Origin of the sequence: Luteococcus sp. Sow4_B9, assembly GCF_052116585.1 — a bacterium.
GTDB lineage: Bacteria > Actinomycetota > Actinomycetes > Propionibacteriales > Propionibacteriaceae > Luteococcus.
Genome location: NZ_JBQKKT010000029.1, coordinates 16,949 through 30,911 on the forward strand (window position 1 = coordinate 16,949; position 13,963 = coordinate 30,911).

Genomic DNA, 13,963 nt, shown 5'->3' on the forward strand with positions numbered 1-13,963 from the left:
CGCCCACCTAGACTCGGTGCATGCTCGTTGCCTTCAGTGTTGCCCCATCCGGCGTCGGCCCCCGGGGCCGCGAGAATCCCGATGCGTCGGTCCACGATGCCGTGGCCGCCGCGGTACGCATCGTCCGCGAGTCCGGACTCCCCAACCGCACCGACTCCATGTTCACCACCATCGAAGGCGAGTGGGACGAGTGCATGGACGTGGTCCGACGGGCCACCGAGGCGGTTGGCCAGTACGGCAGCCGGGTCTCCCTGGTGTTGAAGGCGGACATCCGCCCGGGCCGCACGGGTGAGCTCACCGGCAAGCTGGACCGCCTGGAGGCGGCGCTGGAGAATGGCGAGTGATCCCGGCAGTGTCCACCCAGGATCAGCCCTTCGAGGTGCGCTTGGCCACCCCGGCCGACGCCCCCTTCATGGTGCAGTGCCACATCGAGTGCCTGGCGGAAACCTACGCGCAGATCATGCCGCCGGCCTTCGCACAGGAGCGCCGTGACCACTTCCGCCGGGAGCACGACGAGCTGCTCGGCGAGCTGACGGAGATGCGCGACGCCATGGCCCACGGCCGCACCCCGATTCGCACCCACTGGCTGGCCACTGCCACCCGTGGTGACCTGGCGGGCGAGGTGGTGGGCGTGGTGGCCTCCGGCGCGGGCATCGCCCCCTGGGAGCGCGAGCACTACTCCAATCCGGAGCCCCTGGTGGAGTGGAACCTGGACCACCTCTACACCCGCGCCTCACAGCACGGGCGGGGTCTCGGCCAGCTGCTGCTGGACACTGCCCTGGCGGATCCCGCGGGCGGCGGCAGAGCCGCCTGGCTGTGGATCCTGCGCAACAATCCCCGGGCCGAGGCCTTCTACCGTCGCAATGGATTCAGCCCGGACGGGCTGGAAGTGAGCTGTGGTCCCAGCTGGTTCGACCGGCCGATGTTCCGGATGTGGCGGCCGCCACAGGGCTGACCGGCCGACCAGACCTCTCGCACACCGTTTCACCACCGGCACCCCGGCGCGGTCGGATGTGCGACGCTGACTACTATCGCTGGTAGTGGACGCCGCGCGTCGCGTCCGACGTGGAGGGATTCAGCATGAGCCAGCCAGTACCCAACCAGCGTGACGTGGCCACGGGAGCCCAGATCCCCGTCGCCCCCGCTGGGCGTGGTGACATCACCCAGCTGCCGGACCTGTCCAGCGGCTCGGGCCGGGTGGGTCCGGTCCGCACCCGAATGCCCGTCTACCTGGACATGCTGCCGCCGTGCAATGCTGGCTGCCCCGCGGGCGAGAACATCCAGGAGTGGCTGCGGCTGATCAAGAACGGCCAGACCGAAGCCGCGTGGCGCCAGCTCACCCGTGACAATCCCTTCCCCGCCATCCACGGCCGCGTCTGCTACCACCCCTGCGAGGCGGTCTGCAATCGCAAGGAGCTGGACGGTTCGGTCAGCATCCACTCCGTCGAACGTTTCCTGGGCGACGAGGGCATCCGCAATGGCTGGCAGTTCGAGAAGCCCCGCAACAGCACCGGCCGACGGGTGCTGGTGATCGGCGCGGGCCCCTCCGGCCTGAGCGCCGCCTACCACCTCACCCGCCTGGGCCACGCCGTGGAGATCCGCGACTCGGCCGAGCTGCCCGGCGGCATGATGCGCTACGGCATCCCGGAGTACCGGCTGCCCCGCAATGTGCTGGACGCGGAGGTGGACCGCCTGGTGCAGATGGGCGTGACCATCACGAACAACCACGTCGTCGAGGACCTGGAGAAGGAGCAGGCGGAGGGCGGCTTCGACGCCGTCTTCGTCGCCGTGGGTGCCCACCTGTCCAAGCGCGTGGACATCCCCAACCAGGACGCCGGCCGGATGGTCGATGCCGTGAGCTTCCTGCGTGACGTCGCCAGTGGCGAGCGTCCCGAGATCGGCCGCAAGGTGGCCGTCTACGGCGCCGGCAACACGGCCATGGACGCTGCCCGCGTCGCCCGCCGTCTGGGCGCCGAGGAGTCCGTGATCGTCTACCGCCGCACCGCTGACCAGATGCCCGCCCACGCGGAGGAGGCCGAGGAGGCCGAGCGCGAGGGCGTGAAGATGAACTGGCTGCGCACCATCAGCTCGATGGACGAGGCAGACCTGACCGTCGAGATCATGGAGCTCGACGAGAACGGCAAGGCCCGCGGCACCGGTCGCTTCGAGAAGCTGGAGGCGGACACGGTGATCCTGGCGATCGGCCAGGAGGCCGACACCCGATTCCTGCAGGGCATCCCCGGTATGAGCTTCAACGACGACGTGGTCAACGTCGATCCCGCGACCCTGATGACCGACGTGCCCGGCATCTTCGCCGGTGGCGACGCCGTGCCCAGCGAGCGCACCGTCACGGTGGGCGTGGGCCACGGCAAGAAGGCCGCCAAGCAGATCGACGTGTGGCTGAACAATGCCACCCCGCAGAACAAGGTCAAGCACCCTGTCGTCGGCTTCGAGGACCTGCACCTGTGGTACTTCGGCGACGGTCACACCCGCCGGGAGCAGCCTGAGCTGGCCGTTGACGAGCGCGTCACCTTCGACGAGGTGGTGGGCGGCCTGGATGCCGAGCAGGCGGGCTTCGAAGCCAAGCGCTGCCTGAGCTGCGGCAACTGCTTCGAGTGCGACGGCTGTCTGGGCGCTTGCCCGGAGGATGCGGTGATCAAGCTCGGCAAGGGCCACCGCTACCGCTTCGACTACGAGAAGTGCACGGGCTGCGCCACGTGCTATGACCAGTGCCCCGTCCACGCCATCGAAATGATCCCGGAGAACTGATGTCCGAGAAGCAGAAGTCCTACAAGCTCTTCCCCCAGGAGCCGGTGCGTGACCAGCGCTCGGGCACCTATGGGGCCTTCGTCCCGCCGATGCCGGAGAGCGTCACCGCGCCCTATGGCCAGCCGGGTGGCCACGACGCCACCCCGATCGAGCCCGGTGAGCGCCTGATCGTCGACGGCAACGAGGCCGCGGTCGACGTCGCCTACCGCCTCAACGAGCTGTGCAGCATCTACCCGATCACCCCCAGCTCGACGATGGCCGAACTGGCCGACGAGTGGGCCAGCCACGGCCGCACCAACATCTTCGGTCAGGTGCCCACCGTCATCGAGATGCAGTCCGAGGCCGGCGCCGCCGGCGCCATGCACGGCGCGCTGCAGGGCGGTGCCATGTGCACCACCTTCACCGCCAGCCAGGGCCTGCTGCTGATGATCCCGAACATGTACAAGATCGCCGGCGAGCTGACCAGCACCGTCTTCCACGTCGCCGCACGTTCGCTCGCCACGCAGGGTCTGAGCATCTTCGGTGACCACCAGGACGTGATGGCGGTGCGCCAGACCGGCGTCGCGATGCTGAGCTCCGCCAGCGTCCAGGAGGCGCACGACATGGCGCTGATCAGCCAGGTGGCCACCATGCACACCCGGCTGCCCTTCGTGCACTTCTTCGACGGCTTCCGCACCAGCCATGAGCTGAACACGCTGGAGCGGCTCAGCGATGACGTGCTGAAGGCGATGGTGCCGGAGAAGTTGGTGCAGGAGCACCGAGCCCGCGCGCTGAGCCCCGCCAATCCCTTCATCCGCGGCACGGCCCAGAACCCGGACACCCATTTCCAGTCGCGCGAGACGGCCAACCCCTTCTACGTGTGGGCCCCGTCGGTGGTGCAGGAGGTGATGCACCGCTTCGGCCAGCTCACCGGGCGTGAGTACAACCTGGTGGAGTACCACGGCGATCCCGAGGCGGAGCAGGTGGTGGTGGTGATGGGTTCCGGCGCGGAGACGGTCGGCCAGACCGTCGACTACCTGAACCGCCAGGGGCGCAAGGTGGGCATGGTGCAGGTGCGCCTGTACCGCCCGCTGCCCACCCAGCAGCTGCTGGCGGCCATCCCGGCCAGCACCCAGCGGATCGCCGTGCTGGACCGCACCAAGGAGCCCGGCGCCAATGGCGAGCCGCTCTTCCAGGACGTCGTCACCGCCCTGGGCGAGTCCCTGAGCCGCGGCGAGCGCACGGGTATGCCGTTGGTGATCGGTGGCCGCTACGGCATCTCCTCCAAGGAGTTCACGCCCGGCATGGTGGCCGCCATCTTCGACGAGCTCTCGCAGGAGCACCCGCGGCCCCGGTTCACCGTCGGCATCAATGACGACGTGACGCACCTGAGCCTGCCCTATGACGCGGATCTGGACATCGAGGACCCGGCGACGCTGCGCGCGGTCTTCTACGGTCTGGGCTCCGACGGTACCGTCGGCGCCAACAAGAACACCATCAAGATCCTGGGCTCCGATCCGGAAACCTTTGCCCAGGGCTATTTCGTCTACGACTCCAAGAAGTCGGGTTCCCGCACGGTCAGCCACCTGCGCTTCGGCCCCAACCCGATCAAGGCGCCCTATCTGGTGAGCAAGGCCGGCTTCATCGGCTGCCATCACTGGTCCATCCTGGAGCGCGTCGACGTACTGGAGTTCGCCCGCAAGGGCACCACCTTGTTGATCAACTCGCCCTACCCGGTTGAGGAGGTCTGGGACCGGCTGCCCGAGCCGATGCAGCAGCGCATCATCGAGCTGGAGATCGACGTGCACGTCGTCGACGCCAATGCCGTCGCCCGCTCCGCCGGGCTGGGTGGCCGCACGAACACCGTCCTGCAGACCGGCTTCTTCGCGATCTCCGGCGTGCTCCCCCGCGACGAGGCGATCCGCAAGATCAAGGTGGCCATCACTCGCACCTACTCCAAGAAGTCGATGGAGATCGTCGCCAAGAACCACAAGGCGGTGGACGCCTCCGTCGAGCACCTGCACCAGCTGCAGGTGCCCGGCCGGGTCACCTCCGAGCACGGCCTGCTGGCGCCGGTTCCGGACTTCGCCCCCAAGTTCGTGCAGAAGGTCACGGCCCCGATGCTGGCCGGCCGCGGCGACGACCTGCCGGTCTCGGCGCTGCCCGTCGACGGCTCCTACCCGTCGGGCACCACCAAGTACGAGAAGCGCAACATCTCGGACCTGATCGCCGTGTGGGATCCGGAGGCCTGCATCCAGTGCGGCAACTGCTCCTTCGTCTGCCCCCACGCCGTGCTGCGCGCCAAGTACTACGCACCGGGCGAGCTGGAGGGAAAGCCCGAAGGCTTCGAGTCCGTCGAGCTGGCCGCGGCCGGCCTACCGGACACGCAGTACACCCTGCAGGTCTACGCGGAGGACTGCACCGGCTGCGGCCTGTGCGTCGAGGCCTGCCCGGTGAACCCGATCGGCCAGCCGCAGCGCAAGGCAATCAATCTGGAAACGGTGTTGGACCGGACCGAGCAGAAGAAGAATGTGGACTTCTTCGAGACGATCCCGATGAACGACCGCTCGCGGGTCGACTTCGGCACCGTCCGCGGAACGCAGTTCCTGGAGCCGCTCTTCGAGTTCTCGGGTGCCTGCTCGGGCTGTGGCGAGACGCCCTACCTGAAGCTGCTCACCCAGCTCTTCGGTGACCGTACGAGCGTCGCCAATGCCACTGGCTGCTCGTCGATCTATGGCGGCAACCTGCCCACCACGCCGTGGGCCAAGAATGCGAAGGGTCGCGGACCGGCCTGGTCCAACTCGCTGTTCGAGGACAATGCCGAGTTCGGTCTGGGGCTGCGGCTGGCGGCCGATCTGCAGACCAATCTGGCCCGCACCCGCCTGGAGGAGCTGCGGGCGGAGATCGGCGACGATGAGCTGATCGACGGCCTGCTCGATGCACCGCAGAAGCTGGAGAGTGATCTGGCGGTGCAGGCCGAACGCCTGGAACGGCTGAACCAGAAGCTGGCCACGATGGACGGTCCCCTGGTGGCCGATCTGAGGAGCGTCAGCGACCACCTGCTGCGCCGCTCGGTGTGGATCGTCGGAGGCGACGGCTGGGCCTATGACATCGGCTCCGGCGGTGTGGACCACGTGCTGGCCACGGGCCGCGACGTCAATGTCCTGGTGCTGGACACGGAGGTCTACTCCAACACCGGTGGACAGAGCTCCAAGTCGACGCCGATGGGTGCCGTCGCCAAGTTCGCCTCCGGCGGCAAGGTGACCAACAAGAAGGACATGGCCATGCAGGCCATCGCCTACGGCAATGTGTACGTCGCGCGCGTGGCGATGGGTGCCGATCCCCAGCAGACGTTGAAGGCCTTCCGTGAGGCGGAGGCCTATGACGGCCCGAGCCTGATCATCGCCTACAGCCACTGCATCGCCCACGGCATCGACATGCGCAAGGGCCTGGACCAGCAGTACAAGGCGGTGAACTCCGGGCACTGGCCCCTGATGCGCTACAACCCGGTGGTGCGCGAGCAGGGTGGCAACCCCTTCCTGCTGGACTCGCCGCGTCCGCGTCTGACGCTGAAGGAGTACCACTCCAACGAGTTGCGCTTCAAGATGCTCGCCAATGCCGATCCGGTGGAGGCGGAACGCCTGCTGCAGCTGGCCCAGGAGCAGGTGGAACGACGGTGGCTCGACTACGAACGGATGGCGACCCGCTCCGCGGAGGAGTTCGCCGCGGATGCACGAAAGGATGTCTGACATGGCCGAGATCAGCGAGGCCCTCAAGGCCGCCATGGCGTCGGCCGCGGCAAAGTCTGCGGCGGGTTCCAATGCCACCGATCAGTTGCGCCCCGGCATCGTCCCGATCCAGGAGCAGGGCAGCCCCGCCGCCCCAGCCGACCACCCTGCCACCGAGCACGGGGTGGACCTGTCCACCCGCTATCTCGGTCTGGAGCTGTCCAGTCCGGTGGTGGCCTCGGCGGGCCCCCTCTCCCAGACCGTCGACGGCATGAAGGCGCTGGAAGAAGGTGGCGTCGGTGCGGTGGTGATGTACTCCCTGTTCGAGGAGCAGTTGCGCCACGAGGCGGCCCGGATGGAGGCGCTGACCGAGCTGCACGAGGAGAGCTTCGCGGAGGCGATGAGCTACTTCCCCACCAAGGCTGCCAACACCGGCGGCATCACCGACCGCTACCTGGAGCTGCTGGAGGCCGGGGCGAAGGCGCTGGAGATCCCCCTGATCGCGTCGGTGAACGGCGCGACGCACGGTGGGTGGGTGGACGTCGCCCGACGGATGCAGGATGCCGGCGCGGCCGCGATCGAGCTGAACGTCTACCTGGTCCCGGGCGAGGTGGCCGTTTCCGGGGCGGAGATCGAAGCCCGTCATCTGGAGATCCTGCAGAGCGTCAAGGACGCGGTCAGCGTGCCCGTGGCCATGAAACTCTCGCCCTATTTCAGCTCCTTCGGCCACATGGCCGTCGAGCTGGGCCGGGCTGGCGCCGACGGCCTGGTGCTGTTCAACCGCTTCCTGCAGCCGGACGTGGACATCGAGAAGCTCGAGGTGGTTCCCGGGTTGGAGCTGTCGCAACCGTCGGAGGCGCGCCTGCCGCGCACCTGGATCGCTGCTCTGCGGGGCCGGGTGGAGGCCTCGCTGGCTGCCACGACGGGTGTCGAAACGGCCGACGACGTGGTCAAGTACGTGCTGGCCGGCGCAGATGTGGTGATGACCACCTCGGCGCTGGTTCGCCACGGCGCCCAGTACGCGCGGACGCTCAATGACGGGCTGGCCTCCTGGCTGGCTCGCAAGGAGATGACGCTGGACCAGGCTCGCGGCCTGCTCTCGGTTCCGGCCGACGTGCAGGCCGACGCGTACGAGCGTGCTGGTTATGTCGCGGCGCTGGAGAAGGCGAAGGCGGTCTACGGTCGCTGACTCGCCCCGGACCCCTGGACGGCCTCGCTGCACTCGTGTGGCGGGGCCGTTCGCCGTGCTGAGCAGGTGACGTGACCGGGCAGGTGACGTGACCGGGCAGGTGACGTGACTGGGCAGGTGACGTGACCGGGCGGGCCGGCAGGACTGGGCCGACAGGGGTGGACACGTCAATTGGCCGGAACCCAGCCCCCGAGGACACCGGCTTCCGGCCAATCGTGGTGCGAGCTCTCGCCACTCCCCCGAGCAATTTCGAGGACCCGCAGGCGCCGCAAGGTTGAGTTCCCCGCCAGCATCTCCATGGTGGCATCGCCTCACCCTGTCTTCCGTCAGATGCGGGTGATTATGCGGGTGAACCTAGTGAGCGCATGAGGTGACGCCCACATCATCGGCCATCGTTGCTCACCTGGCGATCGAGCGGAAAGCCCGAAGGCGCAGGCTGTTCAGCACGACGAAGACGGAGCTGAAGGCCATCGCCATGCCCGCGAACATCGGGTTCATGTAGCCCGCCGCCGCAAAGGGGATGGCCACCACATTGTAGAAGAAGGCCCAGAACAGGTTGGACTTGATGATGGCCAGCGTCTTGCGGCTGAGCCGCACGGCATCGACGGCCAGCATCAGGTCCGAACGCATCAGGGTGATGTCGCTGGCATTGATTGCGGCATCGGTACCGGAGCCCATCGCAATGCCCAGGTCCGCCTGGGTGAGGGCCGCGGCGTCGTTCACACCGTCGCCCACCATCGCCACCTGGCCGTCCTTTTGCGCCTCGCGCACCACCTCGACCTTGTCGGAGGGCAGCACCCCGGCGTGCACCTCGTCGATGTCCAGACCATGGGCCATCGCCCGCGCTGCCCGTTCGTTGTCGCCGGTCAGCATCACGGTGCGCAGGCCGAGCTTCTTGAACTGGGCGATCGCATCCTTGCTCGTGGGCTTGATCGTGTCGCTGACTGCGATCGCACCCAGGGCACGGCCGCCATGGGCCACCAGGATGACGGTGCGTCCCAGCGACTCCCCGTCGTCCAGTGCAGCCTGGAGCTCGGCGGGCAGCTCGATGCCGTGCTCACGCAGCATCGCGGCATTGCCCGCCAGCGCCTGCTGGCCCTCGACGGTGCCGCGCACGCCGCGGCCGGGAAGATTCTCAAATCCCTGGACCTCGACGCTGGTCTTCGCGCGACGGGTGATCGCCTGGGCGATGGGGTGCTCCGACGGATGCTCCACGGCGCCGGCCACCCGCAACAGCGTCGCCTCGTCGACGCCGGAGGCCGTCGTGACGTCGGCCACATTCATTTCACCGGTGGTGATGGTGCCCGTCTTGTCCATGATGACGGTGCCCACCCGACGAGCGCTCTCCAGCACCTGGGCGCCACGGATCATGATGCCCAGCTGGGCGCCGCGACCGGTACCGGCCAGCAGGGCGACGGGCGTCGCCAGGCCGAGTGCGCAGGGGCAGGCGATGATCAGCACGGCCACCGCGGCGGAGAAGGCGAAGGCGATGCCGGTTCCGTAGATGCGCCAGCCGATCAGGGTGGCCAGGGAGATCACCAGCACGATCGGCACGAAGATGCCGGAGATCCGGTCCGCCAGACGCTGGGCCTGCGACTTGCCGGTCTGCGCCTCCTCCACCAGCCGTCGGATCTGGAAGAGCTGCGTGTCGGCGCCCACGGCGGTGGCCCGCACCATCAGGCGTCCGGTGGTGTTCACCGTCGCACCGATCACGGCGTCACCCACGCCGACGTCCACCGGCACGGACTCGCCGGTGATCATCGAGTTGTCGACGGAGCTGGCACCCTCGACCACCTCGCCGTCGGTGGCCACCTTCTCGCCGGGACGCACGACGAACAGGTCGCCCTCCTTGAGCAGCTCGATGGGCTGCATCACCTCGACGCCGTCGCGCAGGACGCAGACCTCCTTGGCACCCATCTCCAGCAGGGAGCGCAGGGCCGCGCCAGCCTCCTGACGGCTGCGGGCCTCGATCCAGCGCCCCAGCAGCAGGAAGCAGATGATGACGACGGCACTCTCGAAGTAGATGTTGCCGGCGGGAGACTTGTGCCCCAGGTGCAGCTCGAACTCATGCTTGTACGGGATGTAGCCCGCATAGCTGAAGAAGAGCGAGTAGACGCTCCATGCATAGGCCGCCAGAGTGCCCAGGCTCACCAGCGTGTCCATGGTGGTGGTGCCGTGCTTGGCGTTGACGAAGGCCGCGCGATGGAAGGTCCAGCCGCTCCAGAAGACCACCGGGGTGGCCAGGATCCAGCTGAACCACTGCCATCCCGGAATCTGCAGCGCCGGGACCATCGCCATCAACACGACGGGGACGGACCAGATGAAGGCCCGGATCGTGTGGCCCTTGAGTTCACGGGCGTGGTCGACGGGAACCGCGTCGGGCACGGGAACCGAGGCGCCATAGCCGGCCTTCTCCACCACGCCGATCAGGTCGGGCACCTGCACCTCTGGCGGAGCCAGCAGGTGCACCTTCTCCGTGGCGTAGTTGACGCTGGCCTGGACACCGTCCACCTTGTTGAGCTTCTTCTCGATCCTGGCGGCGCAGGACGAGCAGGTCATTCCCTGCAGGTCGAGCTCGATCGACTGACGCTGGTCGCGCGCTGCTTCCCTCGTCGGTGCAGACGTGCTCATGTGTTACCTCTCAAGACTGTGGTGGTGTCCAGGCCCTCGCATCGGGCCTGTTGGGTGCGGTACTGCGGTCAGGCCTTGGCGACGGTGTAGTCGTCGCCGGCCTCGGTCACGGCCTCCTGGATCAGGGCGAAGTCGATCTCCGCGTCGCTGGTGACGGCCATCGTGCCGCCCTCGAGCTGCACGTCGACGGCCTGCACGCCCTCCAGCGCGCTGACCTCCTCGGTGACGTGGTTGACGCAGTGACCGCAGGTCATGCCCGTGACGGTGTAGTTGGTGATCATGGTGTCTCCTTGTGAAGGGGTGTTGATCTGTCCCGAGCGGGCCGGTGGACCCGCTTGGCTGGAGTCAGCTGCGGACGAGCCGGGCGATCGCCCGACTGGCCTCCTGGATCTTGCGGTCGGCCTCCTCGCCACCCTGCTGTGCTGCATGCAGCACGCAGTGGTTCAGGTGCTCGTCCAGCAGCCCGAGGGCCACCGATTCGAGGGCGCTGGTCATCGCGGAGATCTGGGTGAGGATGTCGATGCAGTACTTCTCCTCGTCCACCATCTTCTGCAGGCCGCGGGCCTGCCCCTCGATCCGCTTGAGTCGGTTGAGATAGTTGGCCTTGTTCTCGATGTAGCCGTGATGGTGTTCCTGCTCCATGCACCCCATGGTACCCCCCATGGGTATGAGAACCAAGTGGACCCTTCGGCCTTCAACCTCTGAGCCGCGAGATGGTCGCCACCAATACCGCCTGTCAGCCGTGGTTGACCCACGCCATCCACAAGGCCCTGTGGAAAACTCCTGTGGACAATTCCCGCGAGCCACATGTTCGACCCTTCGTCAAGTACGCCCAGCCAGACGGCGCGTTCACCACCCCAACCCCCGGAAATTTGTCGACAAGGCACCCAGAACGCCATACCACCTTGTCAACTGGTCCTATGTTGAGCGTTAGAACTTTCTTGGAGTCGTTCATTTCTCGTTCTCCACAGAGACACCCGCGGCGGTCCACAAGAATCCACAGAGCTTCCACACCCCCTGTGGAAAAGTCCGTGGATGACTCGGTGGACGGCTTCCCGACTCAGAGCTAGGTTGGAGCGGCGGGGCCTCTCGGCCAGGCACATCCAGGAGGGGAACCATGAGCGAGTCTTCCTACGAGTCGTCGCCGCCGGATGGCGCCAGCAGCCCCATCGACCGCACTCCCCCGCAGGACCTGGCCGCCGAGCAGAGCGTCCTGGGCGCCATGCTGATGAGCAAGGACGCCATCGCCGACGTCGTCGAGGTGCTCAAGGGGCGCGACTTCTACCGTCCCGCGCATGAACTGATCTACGAGGCGATCCTCGACCTCTACGGGCGTGGCGAGCCGGCCGACCCCGTCACCGTCGCCGACGAGTTGAGCAAGCGCGGCGAGATCTCCAAGGTGGGTGGCCACGTCTACCTGGCCGACCTGCTGGCCAGCGTCTCCATTGCCGCCAATGCCGGCTACTACGCGGAGATCGTCCGGGACAAGGCGGTGCTGCGGCGCCTCGTCGAGGCCTCCATCAAGATCGCACAGATGGGCTACCAGGGCCAGGGCGACGTCACCGACATCGTCGATGCCGCCCAGCAGACCATCTATGAGGTCAGCGAGGGCAAGACCAGCGACGACTACAAGCCGCTGAGCGTGCTGATCGAGCCGGCCATCGACGAGATCGAGTCGATCGCAAATCGTGGCGGCGAGATGAGCGGTGTGCCGACGGGCTTCGCGGAGCTGGATGAGCTGACCAATGGCCTGCATGCCGGCCAGATGATCATCATCGCGGCGCGGCCTGCTGTGGGCAAGTCAACGCTGGCTCTGGACTTTGCCCGTGCGGCGGCGATCAAGCACAAGCTGACAACGGCTTTCTTCTCGCTCGAGATGAGCCAGACCGAGATCGTGATGCGTCTGCTCTCGGCCGAGGCGCAGGTGCCTCTGAACCACATCCGCGGCGGCAAGATGACCGAGGAGGACTGGAGCCGAGTGGTGCGCAAGACCGCCCAGGTCTCCGAGGCGCCCTTCTTCATCGACGACTCGCCCAACCTGACGATGATGGAGATCCGCGCCAAGGCTCGCCGCCTCAAGCAGCGGCACGACCTGAAGCTCGTGATCATCGACTACATGCAGCTGATGACCTCGGGCAAGAAGGTGGAGAGCCGCCAGCTGGAGGTCTCCGAGTTCTCCCGCCAGATCAAGCTGCTGGCCAAGGAACTCCAGATCCCCGTCATCGCGCTCTCCCAGCTGAATCGTGGCCCCGAGCAGCGCACCGACAAGAAGCCGATGCTCTCCGACCTTCGCGAGTCAGGCTGTCTGACCGCGAGCACGAGCATCCTGAAGGCCGACGGCAGCGCAATCCCCTTGGGGGAACTGGTCGAATCAGGCGCTCGAAATGTCGAGATCCGGTCCATGAACTCCAAGGGCGCGATCGTGACCGCCAACCTGACGCACGCGTTCACGTCCGGCCACAAGATGGCCTATCTGATGCAGCTCTCCTCCGGCGAGCAGATTGAAGCCACAGCGAATCACAAATTCTTCCGACCAGACGGATGGACTGCGCTTGAGTCACTGTCTGCTGGCGACCAACTTGCCGTACCCCGTGGATCCGCAATCAACTGGACCAGCATCGAATCGATCACGGCGATTGGGGAACGCGACGTCTTCGACGCGACGGTCGAGGACACGCACAACTTCATTGCCAACGGCATCGTGGCCCACAACAGCCTCGAGCAGGACGCGGACATGGTGATCCTGCTGCACCGCGATGACGTGTATGACAAGGAATCCAGCCGCGCGGGCGAGGCCGACCTGATCGTCGCCAAGCACCGAAATGGCCGCACCGACACCGTCGTGACCGCCTTCCAGGGTCACTACTCGCGTTTCGTGGACATGCAACACTGACTCGCGCTCCTGTTGTCTGTCGAGATGCAGCGAAGACTGAACACGAGCCTCAATATTCTGAATATGAAGTTTCTAAGAAAGATGCTGTAGCCCTTGCGGTCATCACTCGACCGTGCTGTGGATCCGGTGGGATTCCGAGCTGGGTGTGGCGCCAGTGCCGTCCATCGCTGTCGCCCCCTCGCCGGTCCAGCTACGCGCGGGCGCTGACAGGGTTGAAGGATCGCCGGCGCCTGCTGGGTGAAGGACTTGGACCGGCTGGCGGGAGGCGCGTGACATCGATCATCTGCCGAATGGCGCGCGTTGGCGTGACTAACGGCAGAGGCAAGCACTCGGTGTCTAGGATGACCAACGTGGACGAGAAGGAACATTGGCACCAAGCCGTTGGCATGACCGAGCCCGACCATGACGCGCCACCACCACGCAGGCGGTCTCTGCCTTGGATCGGGGTCGGCGTGGTCTTGTTCGTCGGGGCCCTACTCGTCGCCCAGCACGGAATCAACGTCGAGGACGAGCTGTACTCCGCAGGCTTCCTGGTTGGCTCGTTCGTTCTTCTCGTTCCCGCCTTCTACGCCCTCGTCATCCGAGGCCTTGGTGTGCCCTCGCAGAGGAAGACCCCCAACAGCGGCGCGATCGATGATCTGCTGGGCCCGCCATCATCCTGATCTCATGGGTTCTACCGGGCCTGGCGATCGGGTGTCAGGCTTGGTTCCGGTAGCGACGGGCGGGTCAGCACTCATCACTCTTCTGACCCTGCGAGGTCTGGCGGCAGACAGT

The 13,963-nt window shown here is 66.7% G+C and carries 10 protein-coding genes; 7 read left to right on the plus strand and 3 right to left on the minus strand.

The window, feature by feature from the left end; genetic code table 11:
* Positions 1–20 precede the first annotated feature (20 nt).
* The 5 genes from ACTQ49_RS13425 (at position 21) to ACTQ49_RS13445 (ending at position 7,665) form a co-directional block, all read left to right on the plus strand.
* Positions 21–344: a thiamine-binding protein gene (locus ACTQ49_RS13425; RefSeq protein ID WP_441828344.1), complete on the plus strand. Its 324-nt coding sequence runs from the start codon at positions 21–23 to the stop codon at positions 342–344.
* On the plus strand, positions 341–955 hold the full coding sequence (locus ACTQ49_RS13430; RefSeq protein WP_441828345.1) for a GNAT family N-acetyltransferase: 615 nt from the start codon (positions 341–343) through the stop codon (positions 953–955). The genes ACTQ49_RS13425 and ACTQ49_RS13430 overlap by 4 nt, the downstream gene beginning before the upstream one ends.
* 125 nt (positions 956–1,080) lie before the next feature.
* On the plus strand, positions 1,081–2,769 hold the full coding sequence (locus ACTQ49_RS13435; RefSeq protein ID WP_441828346.1) for an NAD(P)-binding protein: 1,689 nt from the start codon (positions 1,081–1,083) through the stop codon (positions 2,767–2,769).
* An 89-nt stretch (positions 2,770–2,858) separates the two neighbouring features.
* On the plus strand, positions 2,859–6,497 hold the full coding sequence (nifJ, locus tag ACTQ49_RS13440) for a pyruvate:ferredoxin (flavodoxin) oxidoreductase (protein ID WP_441828354.1): 3,639 nt from the start codon (positions 2,859–2,861) through the stop codon (positions 6,495–6,497).
* A gap of 1 nt (position 6,498) precedes the next feature.
* A complete protein-coding gene (locus ACTQ49_RS13445; RefSeq protein WP_441828347.1) occupies positions 6,499–7,665 on the plus strand; it encodes a dihydroorotate dehydrogenase-like protein in 1,167 nt (388 codons plus the stop codon).
* Between the two features lie 399 nt (positions 7,666–8,064).
* On the opposite strand, the gene ACTQ49_RS13450 is transcribed toward ACTQ49_RS13445, so the two are convergent.
* The 3 genes from ACTQ49_RS13450 to ACTQ49_RS13460 form a co-directional block, all read right to left on the minus strand.
* Entirely contained in the window at positions 8,065–10,296 is a 2,232-nt protein-coding gene (locus tag ACTQ49_RS13450; protein WP_441828348.1) for a heavy metal translocating P-type ATPase, read from the minus strand.
* Positions 10,297–10,364: 68 nt separating this feature from the next.
* On the minus strand, positions 10,365–10,577 hold the full coding sequence (locus ACTQ49_RS13455) for a heavy-metal-associated domain-containing protein (RefSeq protein WP_441828349.1): 213 nt from the start codon (positions 10,575–10,577) through the stop codon (positions 10,365–10,367).
* A 64-nt stretch (positions 10,578–10,641) separates the two neighbouring features.
* Complete coding sequence (locus ACTQ49_RS13460; protein WP_441828350.1) at positions 10,642–10,938, minus strand: metal-sensitive transcriptional regulator; 297 nt, start codon at positions 10,936–10,938, stop codon at positions 10,642–10,644.
* A gap of 475 nt (positions 10,939–11,413) precedes the next feature.
* On the opposite strand from ACTQ49_RS13460, the gene dnaB reads away from it, so the two are divergent.
* Positions 11,414–13,189 carry a replicative DNA helicase gene (gene dnaB, locus ACTQ49_RS13465; protein WP_441828351.1) on the plus strand — a complete coding sequence of 592 codons (1,776 nt, stop codon included), beginning with the start codon at positions 11,414–11,416 and terminating at the stop codon, positions 13,187–13,189.
* 350 nt (positions 13,190–13,539) lie between these two features.
* A complete protein-coding gene (locus tag ACTQ49_RS13470) occupies positions 13,540–13,851 on the plus strand; it encodes a hypothetical protein (protein WP_441828352.1) in 312 nt (103 codons plus the stop codon).
* The last annotated feature ends 112 nt before the right edge of the window (positions 13,852–13,963 follow it).

Excerpts from the sequence above, each read along its gene's own strand:
- ACTQ49_RS13435 (WP_441828346.1), top strand. The coding sequence starts at position 1,081 with ATGAGCCAGCCAGTACCCAACCAGCGTGACGTGGCCACGGGAGCCCAG.
- dnaB (WP_441828351.1), top strand. The coding sequence starts at position 11,414 with ATGAGCGAGTCTTCCTACGAGTCGTCGCCGCCGGATGGCGCCAGCAGC.
- ACTQ49_RS13445 (WP_441828347.1), top strand. The coding sequence starts at position 6,499 with ATGGCCGAGATCAGCGAGGCCCTCAAGGCCGCCATGGCGTCGGCCGCG.
- ACTQ49_RS13460 (WP_441828350.1), bottom strand. The coding sequence starts at position 10,938 with ATGGAGCAGGAACACCATCACGGCTACATCGAGAACAAGGCCAACTAT.
- nifJ (WP_441828354.1), top strand. The coding sequence starts at position 2,859 with ATGCCGGAGAGCGTCACCGCGCCCTATGGCCAGCCGGGTGGCCACGAC.
- ACTQ49_RS13450 (WP_441828348.1), bottom strand. The coding sequence starts at position 10,296 with ATGAGCACGTCTGCACCGACGAGGGAAGCAGCGCGCGACCAGCGTCAG.
- ACTQ49_RS13425 (WP_441828344.1), top strand. The coding sequence starts at position 21 with ATGCTCGTTGCCTTCAGTGTTGCCCCATCCGGCGTCGGCCCCCGGGGC.
- ACTQ49_RS13455 (WP_441828349.1), bottom strand. The coding sequence starts at position 10,577 with ATGATCACCAACTACACCGTCACGGGCATGACCTGCGGTCACTGCGTC.